Source organism: Anabaena sp. WA102 (genome assembly GCF_001277295.1).
In the GTDB taxonomy this organism is placed as follows: domain Bacteria; phylum Cyanobacteriota; class Cyanobacteriia; order Cyanobacteriales; family Nostocaceae; genus Dolichospermum; species Dolichospermum heterosporum.
In genome coordinates, this window is record NZ_CP011456.1 from 2,796,048 (window position 1) to 2,814,003 (window position 17,956).

Here is a 17,956-nt window from a genome sequence, read left to right on the forward strand (position 1 = left end):
CCCTATTGTGCAACACCAAATGCTAAAAATACAAAAAGCTTAATAGAAGATAACTCTCTTTTTGTTAAGTAGTCTATAGGACTCCTATTTGATTTTTGAACAAAACTCGGTACACCTTTATATTCTCAAATCCTCTTGCCTCTTGCCTTTTGCCTCTTGCCTTCCTACGTAGGAAAATTCAGGAATCAAACCGGATGCCTATATTTCTCAAGTAATGTAAATTTACTTTAACTTTTGCTTATGCACCAGACAATTTTAAATTTCTTCATGGGTAACGTTAAAAAATTCCCATTCCGTCGTCTATTAGCCACCATTTTGGCGTTAATAGTATTTAGTGGGGGATGGATACCGGAAACAGCTTTAGCCCTGCAAAAATCCCAAAGTTCCATTCAACCTTACCTAGAACAAGTAATTAATCGTCTCACTGAATTTCGCCTGGATAATGGGCTAAAATTCATCGTTTTAGAAAGACATCAAGCCCCAGTAGTTTCCTTTCTCACCTATGCTGATGTCGGTGGCATTGATGAACCAGATGGACAAACAGGGGTAGCCCACTTTCTCGAACATCTAGCATTTAAAGGCACAAAGCGCATCGGCACTACAGACTATCAAGCCGAAGCACCACTTTTAGCCAAGTTAGAAAATTTAGATAACCAAATCAAAACCGCAAAAACCAGCGAAAAAAAAGCTGAAATAGTCGGGTTAGAAACTGAATTTAAATCAGTAGAATCTCAAGCCCTGAAATTAGTTAAACAAAACGAAATGGGGCAAATAGTTGAACAAGCTGGAGGTGTGGGTTTAAATGCTAATACTTCTTCCGAAGCTACTCGCTATTTTTATAGCTTTCCATCGAATAAATTAGAACTATGGATGTCCTTGGAATCAGATCGGTTTTTAGATCCTGTATTTCGAGAATTCTATAAAGAAAAAGAAGTAATTTTGGAAGAAAGACGCTTACGAGTCGAAAATTCTCCTATCGGTCAGATGGTAGAAAAATTCATAGATGCGGCTTTCAAAGTTCATCCTTATCGCCGACCAGTAATTGGTTATGATCAAGATATTCGCAACTTAACACCAGAGAATGTTAAGAAGTTTTTTGATGCTTATTATGCTCCCAGTAATTTAACAATTGCGATTGTCGGCGATGTCAATCCCGCTGAAGTCAAAAAACTGGCACAAACTTATTTTGGACGTTATCAAGCTAAACCTAAACCCCAACAAAAACTACCCGTAGAACCCCAGCAAACCGCCACCAGGGAAGTTACTTTAGAATTAGCTACTCAACCTTGGTATTTAGAAGGTTATCATCGTCCGGCTGTTACTCATCCTGATAATGCAGTTTATGAAATAATTGGCAGTTTATTGAGTGACGGGAGAACATCAAGACTTTATAAGTCTTTAGTAGAAAAACAAAGTTTAGCTCTAAATGCTCAAGGTTCTAGTGGCTTTCCAGGAGATAAATATCCTAATCTGATCTTCTTTTATGCTCTCACGTCTCCAGGGAAAACAGTAGATGAAGTAGCGATCGCCTTACGCCAAGAAATTGATAAATTGAAAACTGAACCTGTATCTGCGGTGGAATTGGCACGACTAAAAACCCAAGCCAGAGCCGGTTTGTTACGCAGCCTTGATTCTAATTCCGGCATGGCAGCACAGTTGTTAGAATATGAAGTTAAAACCGGTTCTTGGCGCAATTTATTTCAGCAATTAGAGAAAATTGCCGCTGTTACTCCTGAAGATATTCAAAGAGTAGCCCAAGCCACATTTATACCAGAAAATCGCATAGTTGGCAAGTTGTTATCCAAACAACCAGGATAGTACCACAAGGCATAAGTCAAAAGTAATATTGAGCAAGATTTTTGGCGATTAAGAATAGTGGGTTTACTTGCGCCATGCTGTGCTAGAAATCCAAAATTCAAACAGGATTAAAGATTAATCCTGTCAATCCTTTAATCTTGATAGCGAAGCGCGGCGTTAGCCATAAATCCTGATCCAAATTTGAAGATAGATATGTTGAGGTTTGATTTGAAAAGCAAAAAATTCCACTTTTCTAAGGGACAAAGATTTGTTTTTACATTGGTGATCATTGTTGCTTGTTTGCTCGTAAATTTGAATTTTTCTTGGGCAGCAACCACAGCAAAGCATTACAATGAATTACAATTTCCGCCAGTATCAGCAATTAAATTACCCAAGTATGAAAGGTATGTCCTAAAAAATGGTTTAGTAGTTTATTTGATGGAAGATCATGAACTACCCTTGGTAAGTGGTACAGCACTAATCAGAACAGGTAGCCGTTGGGAACAAGCGGAAAAGGCAGGTTTAGCTTCTTTGGTGGGTTCTACATTGCGAAGTGGTGGCACTCAAAAACATTCCGCAGATGAATTAAATGAAATTCTAGAACAACGGGCTGCCTCTGTGGAAACAGATATGGGTGAGGCTGCTGGCAGTGCTAGTTTTGAAGCCCTGACTGAAGACGTAGACATGGTGTTTGGGCTATTTACTGAGGTACTTCGAGAACCGGCTTTTGCACAGGAAAAGTTGGATGTGGATAAAACTCAAATTCGCGGTAGTATTGCTCGACGCAATGATAATCCTAATAGTATTGCCAGTCGAGAGTTGAGAAAATTAATTTATGGGCAAGAAAGTCCTTATGCCCGGACAATTGAATATGCAACTCTCGATAAAATTTCCCGTGATGATTTGCTGAAATTTTATCAACAGTATTTTCACCCCAATAAGATCATTTTAGGGATTGTGGGTGATTTTAATGCTCAAAAAATGCGATCGCTCATACAAGCCAAATTAGGTGACTGGAAACCAAATCCGCAAATTGCCAAAACCCCATTACCACAAGTCACCCAAGCTAACTTAGGTGGTGTATATTTCGTTAATCAACCTCAACTCACCCAAAGTAGCGTCTTACTTGGTCATTTAGGCGGAAAATTCGACAATCCCGATTATCCAGCCTTAGATGTCATGAATGGCGTTTTAAATAGTTTTGGCGGACGTTTATTTAATGAATTGCGATCGCGTCAAGGTTTAGCTTATTCTGTCTATGGTATGTGGAGTCCCCGGTTTGACTATCCAGGAACATTCGTCGCTGGAGGACAAACCCGCACAGAAACCACAGTTCAGTTTATCAAATCCCTGGAAACAGAAATTAAACGGCTACAAACCGCAAATATCACAGTCCAAGAATTAAATAAAGCCAAAGACTCCACCTTAAACTCCTTTGTCTTCAACTTTCAAGATCCTAGCCAAACATTATCCAGATTAATGCGATACGAATATTATGGTTATCCCGCCGATTTCCTATTTCGTTATCAAAAAGCCATCACTACCACCACAACCGCAGACGTGAAACGAGTAGCGCAGAAATACTTAAAACCAGAAAACTTAGTCACCTTAGTAGTCGGAAACCAATCTGATATGAAACAACCCTTAACCAATTTAGCCGCCAAAGTCACAACCATAGATATTACCATTACAGGCACTCAACCAGCAGCTAAGAATTAATAGAATTTAATTTAGATCCCCGACTTCTTAAAGAAGTCGGGGATCTGGCTATTTTCGTTATTAATTTAAAATAGTTCTTCCTCGTCAATACTATGATAACACACTGAAAATTTTTTGTCAACACCATAAAATCACTTTTTTCCGGTTGGTGTTTTTGTGTTAGCCGGAGGGTGGGTTAGCTTGCACCTTAACCCACCAACAACTGATTTCGCAAACCCTACGGACTTACTTGAGGATTTTTGGAGTAACTGTTTTCCTGCTCTACAAACTCCTCAACAGCATAAATATCAGGCCAGACAGTTGCACCATGTTCATAGTTATCAATCCCCACCTTATCAGCTTCAGGATTAACACGCAGCTTACCAATAGCATTGAGTCCAGTAAACATTAAAAAGGCAAAACCAATAGTGAAAACTGATACTGCGACTACGCCCAAAATCTGCACACCCAGCAAATCAAAACCACCACCTAATAAAAATCCAGCTTTTTTATTCAAAGTCAGTTCTGGTTGACCTAAAAAACCAACTGCAAGTGTACCCATCATGCCATTAATACCATGAACAGCAAATGCTCCCGCAGGATCATCAATTTTACATGATTCAATAATATCAATTCCTGAAACTACTAAAATTCCCCCAGTTAAGCCAATCACAACCGCCGCCCAAGGTGCTATAAAAGCACAACCAGCGGTAATACCTACCAAACCTGCCAAAGAACCATTCAGACAATAGACTAAATCCCATTTACGTGAACGACTATATTGATAAAACAGCGCCGCTAACGCCCCAGCACCAGCCCCCAGGGTCGTATTCAGGGTGATTAAACCAATTAAGCCAGGATTACCAGTACCGAGGGTTGAACCGGGGTTAAAGCCATACCAGCCAAACCAGAGAATCATAGTTCCCAAAGCTGCCAAACCTAAGTTATGGGCTGGAGGAATCTGCCCCCAAGGAGTTCGTCCAGGGCGTGGACCAAGTAAAAAAGCACCAACTAAAGCTGTCCAACCACCAACGGTATGAACCACTGTACTACCAGCAAAATCATGAAAACCAATTTTCGATAACCAGCCGCTGGAGTTCCATACCCAATGCACAATCACGGGATAGCTGAACGCAGCCATGACAGCGCTGTAGATTAAATCACCGATAAAGTCCGTTCTCCCAGCCATTGCCCCAGTAGTAATTGTACTGGCAGTAGCCGCAAAAGCAAACTGAAAGAAGAACAAAGTATAAGCATTGAGTCCTGAAGCTATTCCTGGTACACCACCATTAGTAAAAGTACCGTTAACTGGTAATTGACTTAAGAAAAAAGTGTCTGTACCAATAAGCCCACCAGCACTTGTACCAAAAGCGATGCCAAAGCCCACACCCCACCAGATGAGAATGGTGACAGCCGCATCAATAAAGTTTTCTAATAGGGCATTAACTACACCTCGTTGGCGCAGCAAACCCGCCTCCAACATGGAAAAACCAGTCTGCATGAAAAATACTAAAAAGCCTGTGAGTAGTACCCAGGTAGTATCAATGGAAATTTGTAATTGCTGAGTTGTGGCATTTAAGGATTCCAGTGTCACAGGATCTGCAGCTTGGACAACTGTGGGGGCAAAAATTGCCAAAACCATTGCACCTATAGCTAGGGCTAAAAGACGATATAAAGGACGAATACGTTTATTCATGGTTGTTATTCTTATTGCTGACTCAGTAATTCCCGATCTCTTGATGTTTGCTGAATAGAATTAGCTGACTTTATATTTGATTAAAAAAACATTCTGTATTAAAGAGTACATTTTCTTTGTGGTTATGTGAATTATTCACTCTGCAATAAGTACCGCGATAAAATTAATTATACATTGATGATTTACCAATTCTTCGCCAGTTAAGGATTTCAGCCCAGATTTTTGTGTAATTAATTTTGTTCAATTACTTAGTACATAAGATTACTGCACACCATACTATAAGTATTTACTATGGTTCAGGATTTATAATCACTATTAGACATCTCCAGAAAAGAATGTAGAGCCGAGAATCCCTACCCATGGAATGTCTCTACAAGGGTTCTAGGATACGCATATTTAATTTCTGGAGATGTCCATTGAACATCCTTCGCATATAAAAATCTGATATTTATTACGTAAAGATATACTTCTTTAAAAAATTAAAAAATTAGATCCCCGACTTCTCAAAGAAGTCGGGGATCTGAAAACCGCACCAACTAACACCAAATCCGACCACGCCGGAAAGGTTTATCAGGTTCAGTTTGTTGGGCTTTTTGTCTAGCCATTTCCTGTGACCAAAAACCATAATCTTCCAAACCAGTTGACAAAATATTACGTTTAATTTCTGCTGGTGGTTTAGGTTCTAGTTCGCTAGAATTTGCGGGGGTTTTCTTTTGTTTACTCATAATATTGATAACTCCTAAATTACACAACTGCAAGAAGATTTAATTTGCTGATAACTACGATTTTGAAATGCAGCGGGGTCATTATAATTAGCACCATGTAATAAATCCATACGAATGCTAACTAAGTCCTCGACTCTACCATGAATGACATCAACAGAACGATGAGGATAAATAATATCTGGTCTTTTTACCGGAGGGGAAAGTTTGGGTAATCTCATAATCAATTTTAGATTTTGGATTGTGGAAATTGATTTCTCATTTCCTCGTTTTTCGCGTTTCTCGTTCCCATACTCCGTATGGGAATGAATTCTAGAAGGCTCTGCCTTCTATTAAAGCAGAGTCAGAGCCTCTGTAGTCGCATTCCCAGTCAGAGACTGGGAACGAGATAAACGAGATAAAAGACTTTATTGGGTTGCGCTGTTGCTTAACCCAACCTACCACTATTAATAAGGAGTAGACCAAGAACGGACTTCGCCCAAAGTAACAGGAATAATATCACTCACATCAATTGTAAACCGGAATAGCTTCTTCGCCCGACGACTATTTTCAGGATCAAAGAACTTCAATTTTACATCCCAACAATCGCTATCTAAACGACAGAAAGGACTTTTCTCTACAGTAATACTATCCAACTCCATACCTGTAGCCACAGCTTCCGCAAAGGTAGAAGCCGCTTGAAAAGCATTCGTAGAGGCAAAATTCAACGCCCTATCTTGGGAAGTTGTGCCTAAGTTGCGTAAGTCATAATAAATGCGGCTGAGGAAACTACCCAAAGTCCGACGAATAGACTCTTCTTGTGCTTCTGTAGCTTGTGCTTGTACCGTCTGAATAGCAGCCTGAACTAAAGTATTCACCTTCCAACCATACAGTCCGCGAGTGTTGGGAACTTCAATTACTGGCACAACTTGACCAGAAAATAGTTTCACACTGCGTCCTGATAAAATACCGGGAATACTGACTCTCTCTACATAATTCTCGCTGTCTTCTGCTTGAATTTGTCCCGATAATAATTCTTGTAAAATCCCATAAACATCTCTGGCAAAAGCCCCACCTGGTTCAATTGCATAGATAGGAGTTAATTCCAAATTCAATGTCCAAATTAAGGACTTAGCCTCAGAAAGATTATCTCCTAAATAATCTACCATCTGCCGCGCATCATAAGGGTTAGCGGGAATCGCTGTTCCGTCTATTTGTACTCCCGGCATTAATTGTTTAAAAGAGTCTCTTCTGGCTTCTGAACCAAAATCGTAACCCAGTGTACCTAAAGCATACACTAAGTTAACTTCGGCGAGATCGCTGGGTGCTTGACTAGCAGTAATGTAATTAGATGTACGATTTGACATGGTAGTAAATTGAGAATTGGATGAATTTGTTAAAGGTGCGGAAGTTGTCACAGCAGGAACTACTGGGAAAAATTCAGGGGGTATAAATTCTTCCGGGTTGGGTTCTGGTTCAGCACTATTTGTAATCTCTGCACAACCGCAACCAGCAGCTTCAATACTGTCAACGGTTTCTACTGTATCTAATTCTTCGGACATTGTTCCTCCTGTAAAATATGCCAATGCACCAGAAATATTTAATTTACCTAATAAACAGCGACTAATATCGTCTGTATCCTTATCTGTGCAAGGTATAGCAGTTTCTAATAAAACCGCTCTCACCTTAGCGGGGTCGGGTTTTTCACCACGTTGAACTTGCAGACTTAGGAGTAAAGCAGCGACACCGGAAACAATAGGAGTAGCAAAGCTAGTACCACTGAGTTTTTGTGTCCCTCCCCCCGGTTTTGCCCCTAAAATGTGTTCTCCCGGTGCAAGAATGCCTTGGTTTTGATATTTTTCCCCCCAGTTACTAAAGTCTATGGGTTTACCTTGGTCATTCATTGCCCCTACTGCTAATACGGTGGGTAAAGAGGCGGGAACGTGCAAACATTCGCAACCATCGTTACCAGCAGCAGCCACAATTAAAACATTGTGATCTTTACATAGTTGCACAGCCCTATCTAACCAGCCTTCTGCTTCACCATTATCAGTGAGTTGTCCAGCACTGACATTGATAATATGCGCTCCAGCATTGACGGCTTGTTCTATGGCACGAGATAGGTCTAGTTGAGAAAGTTTTCTATTATTGTCACCAAAAATAGGGACGATTAACCCTCGACATTGGGGAGCAATTCCCCGTAATTCTGAGGAATTATGTTGACCAAATATGATGCTTGCTACATGAGTTCCATGTCCAGACATAGATCCATTAGCTGTCGCTTCTCCCTGAATAAGTGTTGGTAATCTTGTTAAATTTGCTGCATTAAAGCAATTATGAGATTGATCAACCAATCCGTCGAGTATAGCTACACATATTTGTGAATCACCCTGTGTCAAGTTCCATAATTTCTGGATTTCCGTTTCAATTGAGGATTTTGGCATTTAATTTGTTAATTATCTGCTTAAATATCTATTTTGCGCCATAAATATCTATTTTATGGCATTTTTATTACGATTGTGCTTCTAGAACACAAAAGTAATTCTCATATTATTCGGCTGAAATGTCAACTAAATTTACATATTTTAACGGATATAATTTTTTCTTATGTCAAAAAAAAACGGTTTTGGTAAGTGTTTATTTTCTCCTGTGCTGTGGATGAAAATCAGTATTTACAAATACTTGACGGGAGGAGATAGTGATTTCCGCTTCACGGAAATATCAAGCAAACAGGAGTGTTAATAACCTGATTTACTATAAGTAATTTTTATTGATAAGGTCTTGCCTTGAATCATAATTGGCCGTATTATCAGAATCAGGGTAGCTTCACTTAGCCTACTGATTAGTAATTGCACTTTTTATCATCTCATGGTAGGCAGTTGCATTGATTATTCTGAAAAATTCACATTAGTTAATACTAAAACTCTACCTCTCCCTAACCCTCTCCTAAGAGGAGAGGGAACAGGAAAAAAACTTGAGAATTTAAAGAGTTTAAAGCCTCTCTCCTAGTGGAGAGGTTTTATATAAAGCTTCTGGTGAATCACAACTCGTTAAATTACCCTTCAACACCAATTTAACGCCTTCACCAAACCAGTCTTCTTCATAAGGAAGAAGTTAAACGAACAAACAAAAAGGAAAACACCCCATGACTAAGAAGAACATCCGCCCCCAACAAGTTGCTCCCGTTGAACGCGAAGCTACCTCCACCGCCAAGGATCAAAGCGGTCAGGTTACCTCTACCTCCATGGACCCACGGTTCAACCAGGGCGGTATCCCTTTTGCGGGCGACGACGCGGAGTAAGTCACCCCATTCTACCACTCACCTCAAAAAATATCAAAAGTCTATTTCTACATCCCTTGGCGCACGGTTTGCCTCGATGAATTGACGGACAACCCTTGTCAGTTCGGGGGTTTCTGATACCTGGCACGGGGTGGCGGAAAACCGGACTTAGATTTTTTGGGGTTGGTGGTTGAACCCTGATTTGTGAGATGAACCCCAGCCAACAGCTTACTACCCCAGTGGCATTGGCTTGGGTTCTTCTCCTTGGGTTTATACTTTTGGCAGAAGCCTTTATACTTTTTGGCACATTCTTCTAAGCTGTTTCCTAGTCGTAAAAAAGATGTAGGTTGGGTTAAGCGACAGCGCAACCCAACAAAATTAAATCACGAAATCACCAACACGTTGGGTAACATCCCTCAACCCAACCGACACAATTTAAATAACATCCTGTAAATCCTTAAATCCTGGATATCCTGATTCTGACAATTTCATTATGATGAACTATGAAATATAGTATTCTAATTCAATGGTCCCAAGAAGATCAAGCGTATATTGCTTTTTTACCTGAGTGGGGAAAATATGCTAAAACCCAGGGAGAAAGCTATGAAGAAGCTCTAGAAAATGCTAAGGAAGTGTTAGAAGATTTGCTGTATGGCTATAATCAAATCGGTAAGCCTATACCCCAACCCCAAATATTAGAAAAAATAGCTTAAAAAAGACATAATCTGACAATAATGATATCTATAGGTTAGATGTAGGTTGGGTTAAGCGACAGCGCAACCCAACAAAATTAAATCACGAAATCACCGAAATGTTGGGTAACATCCTGTAAATCCTGGATATCCTGGATATCCTGATTGGTGACAATTTCATCATCTAAACTGTAATTGTAATAAAGAATTTTATTTCTATGACAATTCCCATAGTTATCAACTTACCCGAAAGTTTAGCTGCTTCTGTCCAGCGTCTTGGAGAAGCAACAGCGCGAGAGATATCAGACGTTTTGCTTGACACCCTAGAAATAGTATTACCTACCTTAGATAATCTCCCAGAAATGAGCATTAATTCAAATATTCCTGATATTTCCGATCAGGAAGTTCTAGAATTAGCTAATTTAAAAATGGATGTAGTGCAAAATCAACGCTTGGGAGAACTACAAGCTAAAGGAAAAAATACTGGTTTAACAGCAGGAGAACGTTATGAATTATTAATTTTAATGTCCCTTTATCAAATGGGACAATTAAGAAAATCTGAAGGTTTAGCCGAAGCTGTTAAACGGGGAATAAAAATTCCTTTATCACCATGAGTTCTCTATCTGAAACCATACATAAAAAAGTGTCTGAATCAGGATATCCAGGATTAAAGGATGAACAGGATGAATACAGTAGATGTAGGTTGGGTTAAGCGACAGCGCAACCCAACAAAATTAAATCACAAAATCACCAAAATGTTGGGTAACATCCTGTAAATCCTTAAATCCTGGACATCCTGATATGGCTAACGCCACGCTTCGCTATCAGACAATTATTTAATTACGAGAAGTTACCATCCAAACTAAAATTCCTAAAATAACATCAACAGGAGGAAGTGGATAATCTGTAAAATCAATTGTTACAGTTTGTTCGGTTAATTGTAGAAATCGCCAAACAGTACCATTAGTCACGCTACCATAAATTGTAGGAATAGATTGATTATTAATTTCATTAAATTTTTGAGCAGCAATCATTTCCGCAATACACTGGCCAATACCCGGATTTAAGTCTGATTTTTTAGCTTCCACAATCATAACTGCTGGTGCTTCAACTTCTAACTGTTCTGCTGAAAGACTGAGAACAAAATCACAAACTCCATTCAATCCTAAAGCCGAATCTACAGTAAAATCCGCACCAGAGAATAGACTAATTTTTCTTTCTAAAATCTTACGTACTTCTAGTAAAACCGGACTAATGATTAATTCAGAACGAGCTTTTTCACTTCCCGTCGCTATAGCTAATGGCAAACTTTCTGCTAAAAAATCAGTCAGGGTTGCACTAGCAGCAATTGGTTGGATTTCTGGCAGAAACTTTTTATTTTCAACGGTATTTATGCCAAAGGTTTGCTTAACTTTTTTGAGAGTGAAATCACTATATGACATAATGTAAATATTTCCAAAAATGATGTAAAATCTATGTGAAAATCAACCAACAGCAAAATCTGTATATTGTCGCACTAAAGGTTCATGAAATGCTAAAACAATATCTGATTTTGGCACTCCTAATTTAACTAACTCATCTGCTATACCAATTTCAGTTCCATCATGTTGTATCCAAATTTTCTGATCTTTAATATCCAAATGCAAAACACAACCATGCTGCCGTCTTCTGTTTTTCCAACCCACATACATCAATTGATAATGATCACCAAAAGTATCAAAAATTAATTGTTGTTCAATTTCATCTTTAGCTGAACCTAATTGAGCATATTCTGTGATCACTTGTTTGACATAATTTCGATATTGTTCTAGTTTTTCCATGCTACAATTACCTCCTGAATCGGATCATAAATCATGATTTTAAGTTGGGAACGCTGAACAACTGTTTTAATAAACTGCAATTGAAAGAAAGAGTAATAAATTCCTGAAGGAACAGCTAAATATAAAACTCGTTCTGGTTGTTGTTCTTCTAATGCCAAATGATAATTAAAAAATTGTCCAATGGCTTGATGAAATTGAGAAATATTAGATGTACCAATAAAACTCTTAATTTCCACCGCTATTTTTTCTCCTTCTCTTTCAGCAGCTAAAACTTGTTCCGCACCGAGATCAATATACATTTCCACATCACCGACTTCTATCCTTAAAGGATCATCTGTAATTACCCAACCTTCTTTTTCTAACCCTATCCTAACAGCATCATGAAAAACATCTTTAGCTGGCATTAACTTTATAAAAAATTAGACTTTTCACCCACAATTATAACATCAATTACAACAACACAATCAAAACCATGCCTAACCTTACCGACATCCCCGGAATTTCCCAAATTTGGACACGCACAAAAGGCGACCCCCGCATTAAAATTGCTATCCTTGATGGTTCAGCCGACTTAGAACGTAGTTGTTTTCAAGGGGCAAAATTTAGTCAATTTAAACCCTATTGGGCAGAAGATATTGAACTTAACGAAGAATACTATTATTATCTCAATTTATCTTTAGAATTTAACCAACAACAAAAAGACAAAAAAGACGACCCCGACCACGATAAAGAAGAATCAAAAAAAGAACGAGAGGCATTTTTTGCACCTTTCCCTCCAGCTATTAGACAACGCATTGAATTATCCAGTCATGCTACTCACATTTCTAGCACTATCTTAGGACAACACGGTACACCAGCCCCTGGTATTGCCCCTTTATGTACAGCATTAAATATTCCCATTTCCTTTGCTAGTGATGATTTTATTTCCCCCGTCAACCTTACTCATGCTATTAATACGGCTTTGAAATGGGGAGCAAATCTGATTCATATTGCTGCTTGTCACCCCACCCAAACCGGAGTAGCACCAGATTTATTTGCCCGTGCTGTGAAACAATGCCAAGATAACAATATGTTAATTGTTGCCCCTGGTGGTAATGATAAAGGTGAATGTTGGTGTATTCCCTCTATTCTTCCTGGTGTGATTACAGTGGGTGCAATGCGAGATGATGGTCAACCGTTTAAATTTAGTAATTATGGCGGAGAATATCAAAATAAAGGGGTAATGGCCAACGGTGAAAACATTTTAGGTGCCCAACCGGGAACAGAAGAACCTATCAGACAAAAAGGGACTAGTTGCGCTGCACCCATTGTCACAGGTATTTCTGCCTTATTAATGAGTCTGCAATTGCAACGAGGAGAACAACCCAACGCTGAAGCAGTGCGTCAAGCAATTTTAAATAGTGCTATTCCCTGTAACCCGGAAGAGGTGGAAGAACCAGAACGCTGTTTATTAGGTAAGTTGAATATTCCCGGTGCGTTTCAATTATTGACGGGAGAAAGGTTAGAACCTCACCTCCAACCCCTCTCCTATAAGGGAGTGCAAGAACCTCACCCCCAACCCCTCTCCTACGAGGAGAGGGGAGCAGGAATCTCTCGTTCCCAGGTAGAACCTGGGAATGCGACATTAGAGGCTCTGCCTCTCACTATACCGTCAGGCAGAGCCTTGGAGACAGCATTCCCAGCCGGAGACTGGGAACGAGAATCTGGTGTGGCGGTTGCTACTATCTCTCGTTCCCAGGTTCTACCTGGGAATGCGACATTAGAGGCTCTGCCTCTAACTATACCGTCAGGCAGAGCCTTGGAGACGGCATTCCCAGCCGGAGACTGGGAACGAGAAATTCAAAGAAGTGAAATAACTCAAGGTGTTACCCCTAGTGCGGCTTCTAAATTGGTTTATGCTTTAGGAACTATTGGTTATGATTTTGGTAATGAAGCCAGAAGGGACTCTTTTAAACAATTAATGCCAGCAGTGAATATGGACGGGGCAATTATCCCTGCTAATCCCTATGATAGCCGGCAAATGGTTGATTACTTGTCAGTAAATCCTACGGAAGCTAAACCTTTAATTTGGACTCTCAACCAAGAATTAACTCCTATTTATGCTTTAGAACCTGTAAGCGGTTTTGCCGCAGATATCTATGAAACCCTGATTTTGATGTTACAGGGACAAATTCAACCAGAAGATAGTGATGATTTTGTAGAACGGGTGAGTATTCCTGCAAGATTAACAGATAGAACTGTGGAATTATTTTCTGGTCAAGTTGTGCCTGTAATTACCCTTACTAATACTAGGGGAATGTATGGCTGGAAAGTCAATAGTTTAGTAGATATGGCAATGCAAACCGTAATTACGGGAGAAACTGCACCAGCCCAAGAAATAGCCATGCGAAAAGCCTTAACTAGTTTCTTAAATCGAGTATACTATGATTTGCAAAATTTAGGACAATTGGCAAAAGATCGGGCGCTGAATTTTTCTGTAACTAATGCTTTCCAAGCTGCTTCTAGTTTTTCTCAAGCTATTTCTACAGGGATGCAGCTTGATAGTATTGAAGTGGAAAAAAGTCCTTTCTGTCGGATTAATAGTGATTGTTGGGATGTGAAATTAAAGTTTTTTGATCCCGAAAATGGACTGAGGGCAAGAAAGGTTTATCTTTTTACTATTGACGTGAGCGATCGCATTCCTGTAACTTTAGGTCAAGTTCGTTCTTGGTCTGTGGCAAAATCAGCCTAAATTAGAACCAGGATTTACAAAACAAGAGGGTCAACAGGATTTATTTTCACATCCTGTAAACCCTGATTCAGACTATCTAGATTTTATATCTGCGATCGCTCCCCTAGTCATCGCGGCGATCGCTTTATCTGTGGCTTTGGGTAGGTGATAATATTTACCACCTGCTGTTTTCGCCAATTCCTTGGCAAAGCCAGTTGATACAAACTTACTCTCCGTATCAATTACCAATAATTGCATCCCTGAAGCCCGAATTCTGGCTGCAATATCTAATAATTCGGCTTTGATATCCGGTTTTTCTCCCGGTTCTATGGTTTCACCTAAAGAACGAGCCAGAGGAATATTACCACGACCATCAGTAATTGCCACGATAACAACTTGACCGATATCCCCACCCATTTGGGCATTTATCCCCACCCGCACGGCTTGAGTTAACCCATGTGCGAGGGGTGAACCACCACCGCAGGGCAATCTTTCTAAGCGATTTTTGGCTAAAGCAATGGAACGGGTAGGAGGTAATAATACTTCCGCTTGCTCTCCTCGGAAGGGTATCAAAGAGATTTGATCCCGGTTTTGATAGGCTTCTGTTAAAAGCTGCATAACTGCACCTTTGGCAGATTGCATTCTATTTAAAGCCATTGAACCAGAAGCATCCACAACAAACACCACCAAAGCACCGGCTTTTCTCACCAACCGTTTAGAACGGATATCTCCCTGTTCAACAATCACCTTTTTACCAGGTTGTCTAGCGCGGCGTGCTTTTTGATACGGGGCTGCGGCTCGCAATGTGGCATCTACGGCTATTCTCCGAGCTTTACCTTTGGGAATCATCGGTTTAATGTACCGTCCCCTATCGTCTGAAAAGATAATACTACGACTTCCTGATTTACCTTGCCGTTGTGCCATTTGGGTAAAATAAAGCACTTCTGGGTCGAGAATTACCCCTTCTGGATCAAAGATAAATTCTTCGGGAATGTCTGGGGGTTCTTGCTGTTCTTGGTCTTCTTCTTTCTCTTCTTCCTGTTCTTCCTCTTGTTCTTCTTCTGATTCCGACTCGTCTTGATTTTCTTGTGGTGGTGGGGGAGGAGGTGGTGGTTGCTGTTCGTCTGGTGGAGTTTGAATAATTGTGGTTCGGGGAACTATCACCAATTCCACTGCGCGACGTAAATCTTCAGCAGTGACGGTGTTACGTCCTTCTAAGGCTGCTGCGGCTTTGGCTACGCGGACTGCAAATAGTTCTGCACGATGTCCTTCTACACCTCCGCGAATGGCTTCATTGACGAGATAGGCAATTTGCTCTTGGGTAATGGTAACTTCTTTTAACCATTCCCGTGCCAGGATGATTTGGGTTTTGAGGGAGTCTATGTCTTCGCTGTATTGTTGGAGAAATTCTGAGGGAGATTTGGAATAGGCGATCGCTTGTTCAACTGCCTGTACTCTTTGATCTATACCCAGAACTCCGTCTGCTGATAAGGCGATCGCTATTCTATCAAGTAAATGTTCCCTGAGCGCCCCTTCTTCTGGATTATAGGTGGCAATAAACAACGGTTTGCAGGGATGTTGAAAACTAATTCCTTCCCGTTCAATTTGATTCCGTCCGTCGGATAATACTGATAACAGTTGGTTACTAATTTGGTCATCTAATAGGTTGATTTCGTCCACATACAGCACACCTCGATTAGCTGTAGCCAGTAACCCCGGTTGAAAAACCGTATCACCTTGTTTAACCGACTGTTCCACATCCACAGAACCTAAAAGTCTGTCTTCCGTAATCCCCAGAGGAATTTGCAAAAAAGGTGCAGGGATAATTTCCGTTTCTATCTCTTGTCTTTGTTCCGCTAAAAGCTTATCATCCCATTCTTCGGGGTGATTGGGGTCACAGTTGCTAACAGAACCTTTCACAACTTCAATAGGTGGTAACAAAGCGTGAATAGCACGCGCCATCACAGATTTAGCCGTACCACGACGACCTGCAATTACCACACCCCCCAAAACGGGATCAACTGCTGTCAAAAGTAAGGCTATCTTAATGGCTTCTTGACCAACCACAGCAGCCAAGGGAAAAGCAGTCATTGTCGGGGTTAGAGTAGGCGATCGCATTGTTTCCTTAATAGTTATTATAGTTTTAGCATAGCAATTCCTGGCACATTTTGGATAGTTCACATTTACCAATAGATTCATAAGTGCCACTGTCAAGTTAAAAAATTTATTTACCTTGGGTAAAATGGAGCTACAGAAATGGTACAACAACTCACACCAGAAACCAAACCAGAAATTATCTACCCTGATAGTGATGGAAATCCCATGGCTGATAATACAGAACATTATGAATGGATAGTTAAAATTAAAGAAAATTTAGAAATATTATTTGCATCAGAAAATGATGTTTTCATCGCAGGTGATTTACTTTGGTATCCAGTTGAGGGAAGTGTAAAAACTCGTCAAGCACCTGATGTTATGGTAATTTTCGGGAGACCAAAAGGTAAAAGAGGTTCTTACAAACAATGGGAAGAAAATAATATTGCACCTCAAGTAGTATTTGAAATTCTATCTCCAGGAAATCGTAGTCAAGAAATGGCAAAGAAACTCCTTTTTTATCAACGTCATGGCGTGGAAGAATACTATGTTTATAATCCAGACAAAATCGAATTAACAGGTTTTATTCTTGAACAAGCATGGCTAGAAGAGATTGAAGAAATCAATAATTGGGTAAGTCCCCGTTTAGGAATACGGTTTGAATTAACAGCAGATAATTTAGAAATTTATTATCCTGAAGGGCGGAAGTTTCTCACATCTCTGGAATTAAATCAACGTGCAGAGCAGGAATATCAACGTGCAGAGCAGGAATATCAACGTACAGAACAAGAACGTCAAAATTATCAAACCTTATTAGCAAAATTGCAAGCCAAAGGTATTGATATTAATACACTTTAAAAATTAGATCCCCGACTTATAAAAATATGGCGACACATTTTGTGCATGAAGTCTTATGGGATAAGGGATTTAGAATTAACACACTAGCTAATGTCTATCAACCTCAACAGCTTGAGATTCAATTTTATTAACTTCTTCTCCGATTTGATAGGTAATTATTGCTTTTACTTGATCTTTTCCAGCATAGCCGATTTTATTAGTTAGATGAATATCAATTACCGAATTTTCTAAAGGTTTTAATTCAATTTGTTTTGGCTGAGAACTAAAAGATTGTAATTTATGATCAGAAACATTACGAACTTCAATATTTTTAATGATCACCGTTTGATTGTTCATCTGATGATTTTCTAAGCTGACAAATACAGTCGCAAAACCAATATCGCGGTTAGGTTGGGGAGGAATACCTAAAGGTGGTAATTTATTCTCCTGAGACAGTAAAGAAACCTTAATCATAACTTTCTTATTAACAGCCTTTGACTGTAAGTGTGACGATGGTTGACTGTGAAAATCTCTAGGTAAATAATGACAACAATCCACCATACTATCAAAACTTAATAAACTAAACAACAATAATAATGGTTTCATCTACATTACCTTATATTATTGAAAT

Annotated in this window: 17 protein-coding genes; 8 read left to right on the forward strand and 9 right to left on the reverse strand. The window is 39.7% G+C overall.

Annotated features, from left to right (window positions below; genetic code table 11):
* Positions 1-240 precede the first annotated feature (240 nt).
* Both AA650_RS12095 and AA650_RS12100 read left to right on the forward strand, forming a co-directional pair.
* A complete protein-coding gene (locus tag AA650_RS12095; protein ID WP_199924436.1) occupies positions 241-1,818 on the forward strand; it encodes a M16 family metallopeptidase in 1,578 nt (525 codons plus the stop codon).
* Between the two features lie 192 nt (positions 1,819-2,010).
* Positions 2,011-3,516: a M16 family metallopeptidase gene (locus tag AA650_RS12100; RefSeq protein ID WP_053539209.1), complete on the forward strand. Its 1,506-nt coding sequence runs from the start codon at positions 2,011-2,013 to the stop codon at positions 3,514-3,516.
* A gap of 217 nt (positions 3,517-3,733) precedes the next feature.
* Here the strand turns inward: AA650_RS12100 and AA650_RS12105 are convergent, their stop codons facing one another.
* The 4 genes from AA650_RS12105 to AA650_RS12120 form a co-directional block, all read right to left on the reverse strand.
* Positions 3,734-5,191 (reverse strand): ammonium transporter, encoded by a 1,458-nt coding sequence (locus AA650_RS12105; protein ID WP_053539210.1) that lies wholly within the window; start codon positions 5,189-5,191, stop codon positions 3,734-3,736.
* A gap of 536 nt (positions 5,192-5,727) precedes the next feature.
* A complete protein-coding gene (locus tag AA650_RS12110; protein WP_053539211.1) occupies positions 5,728-5,916 on the reverse strand; it encodes a cyanobactin biosynthesis PatC/TenC/TruC family protein in 189 nt (62 codons plus the stop codon).
* Between the two features lie 14 nt (positions 5,917-5,930).
* Positions 5,931-6,134 (reverse strand): cyanobactin biosynthesis system PatB/AcyB/McaB family protein, encoded by a 204-nt coding sequence (locus AA650_RS12115; protein ID WP_015081394.1) that lies wholly within the window; start codon positions 6,132-6,134, stop codon positions 5,931-5,933.
* Positions 6,135-6,359: 225 nt separating this feature from the next.
* On the reverse strand, positions 6,360-8,336 hold the full coding sequence (locus AA650_RS12120; protein ID WP_053539212.1) for a S8 family peptidase: 1,977 nt from the start codon (positions 8,334-8,336) through the stop codon (positions 6,360-6,362).
* A 163-nt stretch (positions 8,337-8,499) separates the two neighbouring features.
* Between AA650_RS12120 and AA650_RS29105 the strand changes: the two genes are divergently transcribed.
* The 4 genes from AA650_RS29105 to AA650_RS12130 all read left to right on the forward strand — a co-directional run bounded on the left by AA650_RS29105 (position 8,500) and on the right by AA650_RS12130 (position 10,478).
* Positions 8,500-8,634 (forward strand): hypothetical protein, encoded by a 135-nt coding sequence (locus tag AA650_RS29105; protein ID WP_257720903.1) that lies wholly within the window; start codon positions 8,500-8,502, stop codon positions 8,632-8,634.
* Between the two features lie 403 nt (positions 8,635-9,037).
* Complete coding sequence (locus AA650_RS26445) at positions 9,038-9,193, forward strand: anacyclamide/piricyclamide family prenylated cyclic peptide (RefSeq protein ID WP_081424214.1); 156 nt, start codon at positions 9,038-9,040, stop codon at positions 9,191-9,193.
* A gap of 482 nt (positions 9,194-9,675) precedes the next feature.
* Positions 9,676-9,885 carry a type II toxin-antitoxin system HicB family antitoxin gene (locus AA650_RS12125; RefSeq protein WP_053539213.1) on the forward strand — a complete coding sequence of 70 codons (210 nt, stop codon included), beginning with the start codon at positions 9,676-9,678 and terminating at the stop codon, positions 9,883-9,885.
* Between the two features lie 197 nt (positions 9,886-10,082).
* Positions 10,083-10,478, forward strand: coding sequence for a hypothetical protein (locus tag AA650_RS12130; RefSeq protein ID WP_053539214.1), 396 nt, complete (start codon positions 10,083-10,085; stop codon positions 10,476-10,478).
* Positions 10,479-10,700: 222 nt separating this feature from the next.
* On the opposite strand, the gene AA650_RS12135 is transcribed toward AA650_RS12130, so the two are convergent.
* Genes AA650_RS12135 through AA650_RS12145 form a run of 3 tightly spaced genes read right to left on the reverse strand, consistent with a single transcriptional unit; the run spans position 10,701 to position 12,088 of the window.
* Positions 10,701-11,306 carry a hypothetical protein gene (locus AA650_RS12135; protein WP_053539215.1) on the reverse strand — a complete coding sequence of 202 codons (606 nt, stop codon included), beginning with the start codon at positions 11,304-11,306 and terminating at the stop codon, positions 10,701-10,703.
* Between the two features lie 42 nt (positions 11,307-11,348).
* Complete coding sequence (locus AA650_RS12140; RefSeq protein ID WP_053539216.1) at positions 11,349-11,684, reverse strand: XisI protein; 336 nt, start codon at positions 11,682-11,684, stop codon at positions 11,349-11,351.
* On the reverse strand, positions 11,672-12,088 hold the full coding sequence (locus tag AA650_RS12145) for a XisH family protein (protein ID WP_053539217.1): 417 nt from the start codon (positions 12,086-12,088) through the stop codon (positions 11,672-11,674). The genes AA650_RS12140 and AA650_RS12145 overlap by 13 nt, the downstream gene beginning before the upstream one ends.
* A gap of 68 nt (positions 12,089-12,156) precedes the next feature.
* Here AA650_RS12145 and AA650_RS28705 point away from each other — a divergent pair, with 68 nt between their 5' ends.
* The gene (locus AA650_RS28705) at positions 12,157-14,415 is read left to right on the forward strand and encodes a S8 family peptidase (protein ID WP_053539218.1); all 2,259 of its coding nucleotides are present in this window, start codon (positions 12,157-12,159) and stop codon (positions 14,413-14,415) included.
* A gap of 72 nt (positions 14,416-14,487) precedes the next feature.
* Here AA650_RS28705 and bchD read toward each other — a convergent pair whose 3' ends face one another.
* Positions 14,488-16,512 (reverse strand): magnesium chelatase ATPase subunit D, encoded by a 2,025-nt coding sequence (gene bchD / locus AA650_RS12155; RefSeq protein ID WP_053539219.1) that lies wholly within the window; start codon positions 16,510-16,512, stop codon positions 14,488-14,490.
* A gap of 138 nt (positions 16,513-16,650) precedes the next feature.
* On the opposite strand from bchD, the gene AA650_RS12160 reads away from it, so the two are divergent.
* Positions 16,651-17,346 (forward strand): Uma2 family endonuclease, encoded by a 696-nt coding sequence (locus AA650_RS12160; protein ID WP_053539220.1) that lies wholly within the window; start codon positions 16,651-16,653, stop codon positions 17,344-17,346.
* An 87-nt stretch (positions 17,347-17,433) separates the two neighbouring features.
* Here the strand turns inward: AA650_RS12160 and AA650_RS12165 are convergent, their stop codons facing one another.
* Entirely contained in the window at positions 17,434-17,931 is a 498-nt protein-coding gene (locus AA650_RS12165) for a hypothetical protein (RefSeq protein WP_053539221.1), read from the reverse strand.
* Positions 17,932-17,956 lie beyond the last annotated feature (25 nt).

Excerpts from the sequence above, each read along its gene's own strand:
- AA650_RS12120 (WP_053539212.1), bottom strand. The coding sequence starts at position 8,336 with ATGCCAAAATCCTCAATTGAAACGGAAATCCAGAAATTATGGAACTTG.
- AA650_RS12095 (WP_199924436.1), top strand. The coding sequence starts at position 241 with ATGCACCAGACAATTTTAAATTTCTTCATGGGTAACGTTAAAAAATTC.
- AA650_RS12110 (WP_053539211.1), bottom strand. The coding sequence starts at position 5,916 with ATGAGTAAACAAAAGAAAACCCCCGCAAATTCTAGCGAACTAGAACCT.
- AA650_RS26445 (WP_081424214.1), top strand. The coding sequence starts at position 9,038 with ATGACTAAGAAGAACATCCGCCCCCAACAAGTTGCTCCCGTTGAACGC.
- AA650_RS12115 (WP_015081394.1), bottom strand. The coding sequence starts at position 6,134 with ATGAGATTACCCAAACTTTCCCCTCCGGTAAAAAGACCAGATATTATT.
- AA650_RS12100 (WP_053539209.1), top strand. The coding sequence starts at position 2,011 with ATGTTGAGGTTTGATTTGAAAAGCAAAAAATTCCACTTTTCTAAGGGA.
- AA650_RS12160 (WP_053539220.1), top strand. The coding sequence starts at position 16,651 with ATGGTACAACAACTCACACCAGAAACCAAACCAGAAATTATCTACCCT.
- AA650_RS28705 (WP_053539218.1), top strand. The coding sequence starts at position 12,157 with ATGCCTAACCTTACCGACATCCCCGGAATTTCCCAAATTTGGACACGC.
- AA650_RS12140 (WP_053539216.1), bottom strand. The coding sequence starts at position 11,684 with ATGGAAAAACTAGAACAATATCGAAATTATGTCAAACAAGTGATCACA.
- bchD (WP_053539219.1), bottom strand. The coding sequence starts at position 16,512 with ATGCGATCGCCTACTCTAACCCCGACAATGACTGCTTTTCCCTTGGCT.
- AA650_RS12145 (WP_053539217.1), bottom strand. The coding sequence starts at position 12,088 with ATGCCAGCTAAAGATGTTTTTCATGATGCTGTTAGGATAGGGTTAGAA.
- AA650_RS29105 (WP_257720903.1), top strand. The coding sequence starts at position 8,500 with ATGTCAAAAAAAAACGGTTTTGGTAAGTGTTTATTTTCTCCTGTGCTG.
- AA650_RS12130 (WP_053539214.1), top strand. The coding sequence starts at position 10,083 with ATGACAATTCCCATAGTTATCAACTTACCCGAAAGTTTAGCTGCTTCT.
- AA650_RS12125 (WP_053539213.1), top strand. The coding sequence starts at position 9,676 with ATGAAATATAGTATTCTAATTCAATGGTCCCAAGAAGATCAAGCGTAT.
- AA650_RS12165 (WP_053539221.1), bottom strand. The coding sequence starts at position 17,931 with ATGAAACCATTATTATTGTTGTTTAGTTTATTAAGTTTTGATAGTATG.
- AA650_RS12105 (WP_053539210.1), bottom strand. The coding sequence starts at position 5,191 with ATGAATAAACGTATTCGTCCTTTATATCGTCTTTTAGCCCTAGCTATA.
- AA650_RS12135 (WP_053539215.1), bottom strand. The coding sequence starts at position 11,306 with ATGTCATATAGTGATTTCACTCTCAAAAAAGTTAAGCAAACCTTTGGC.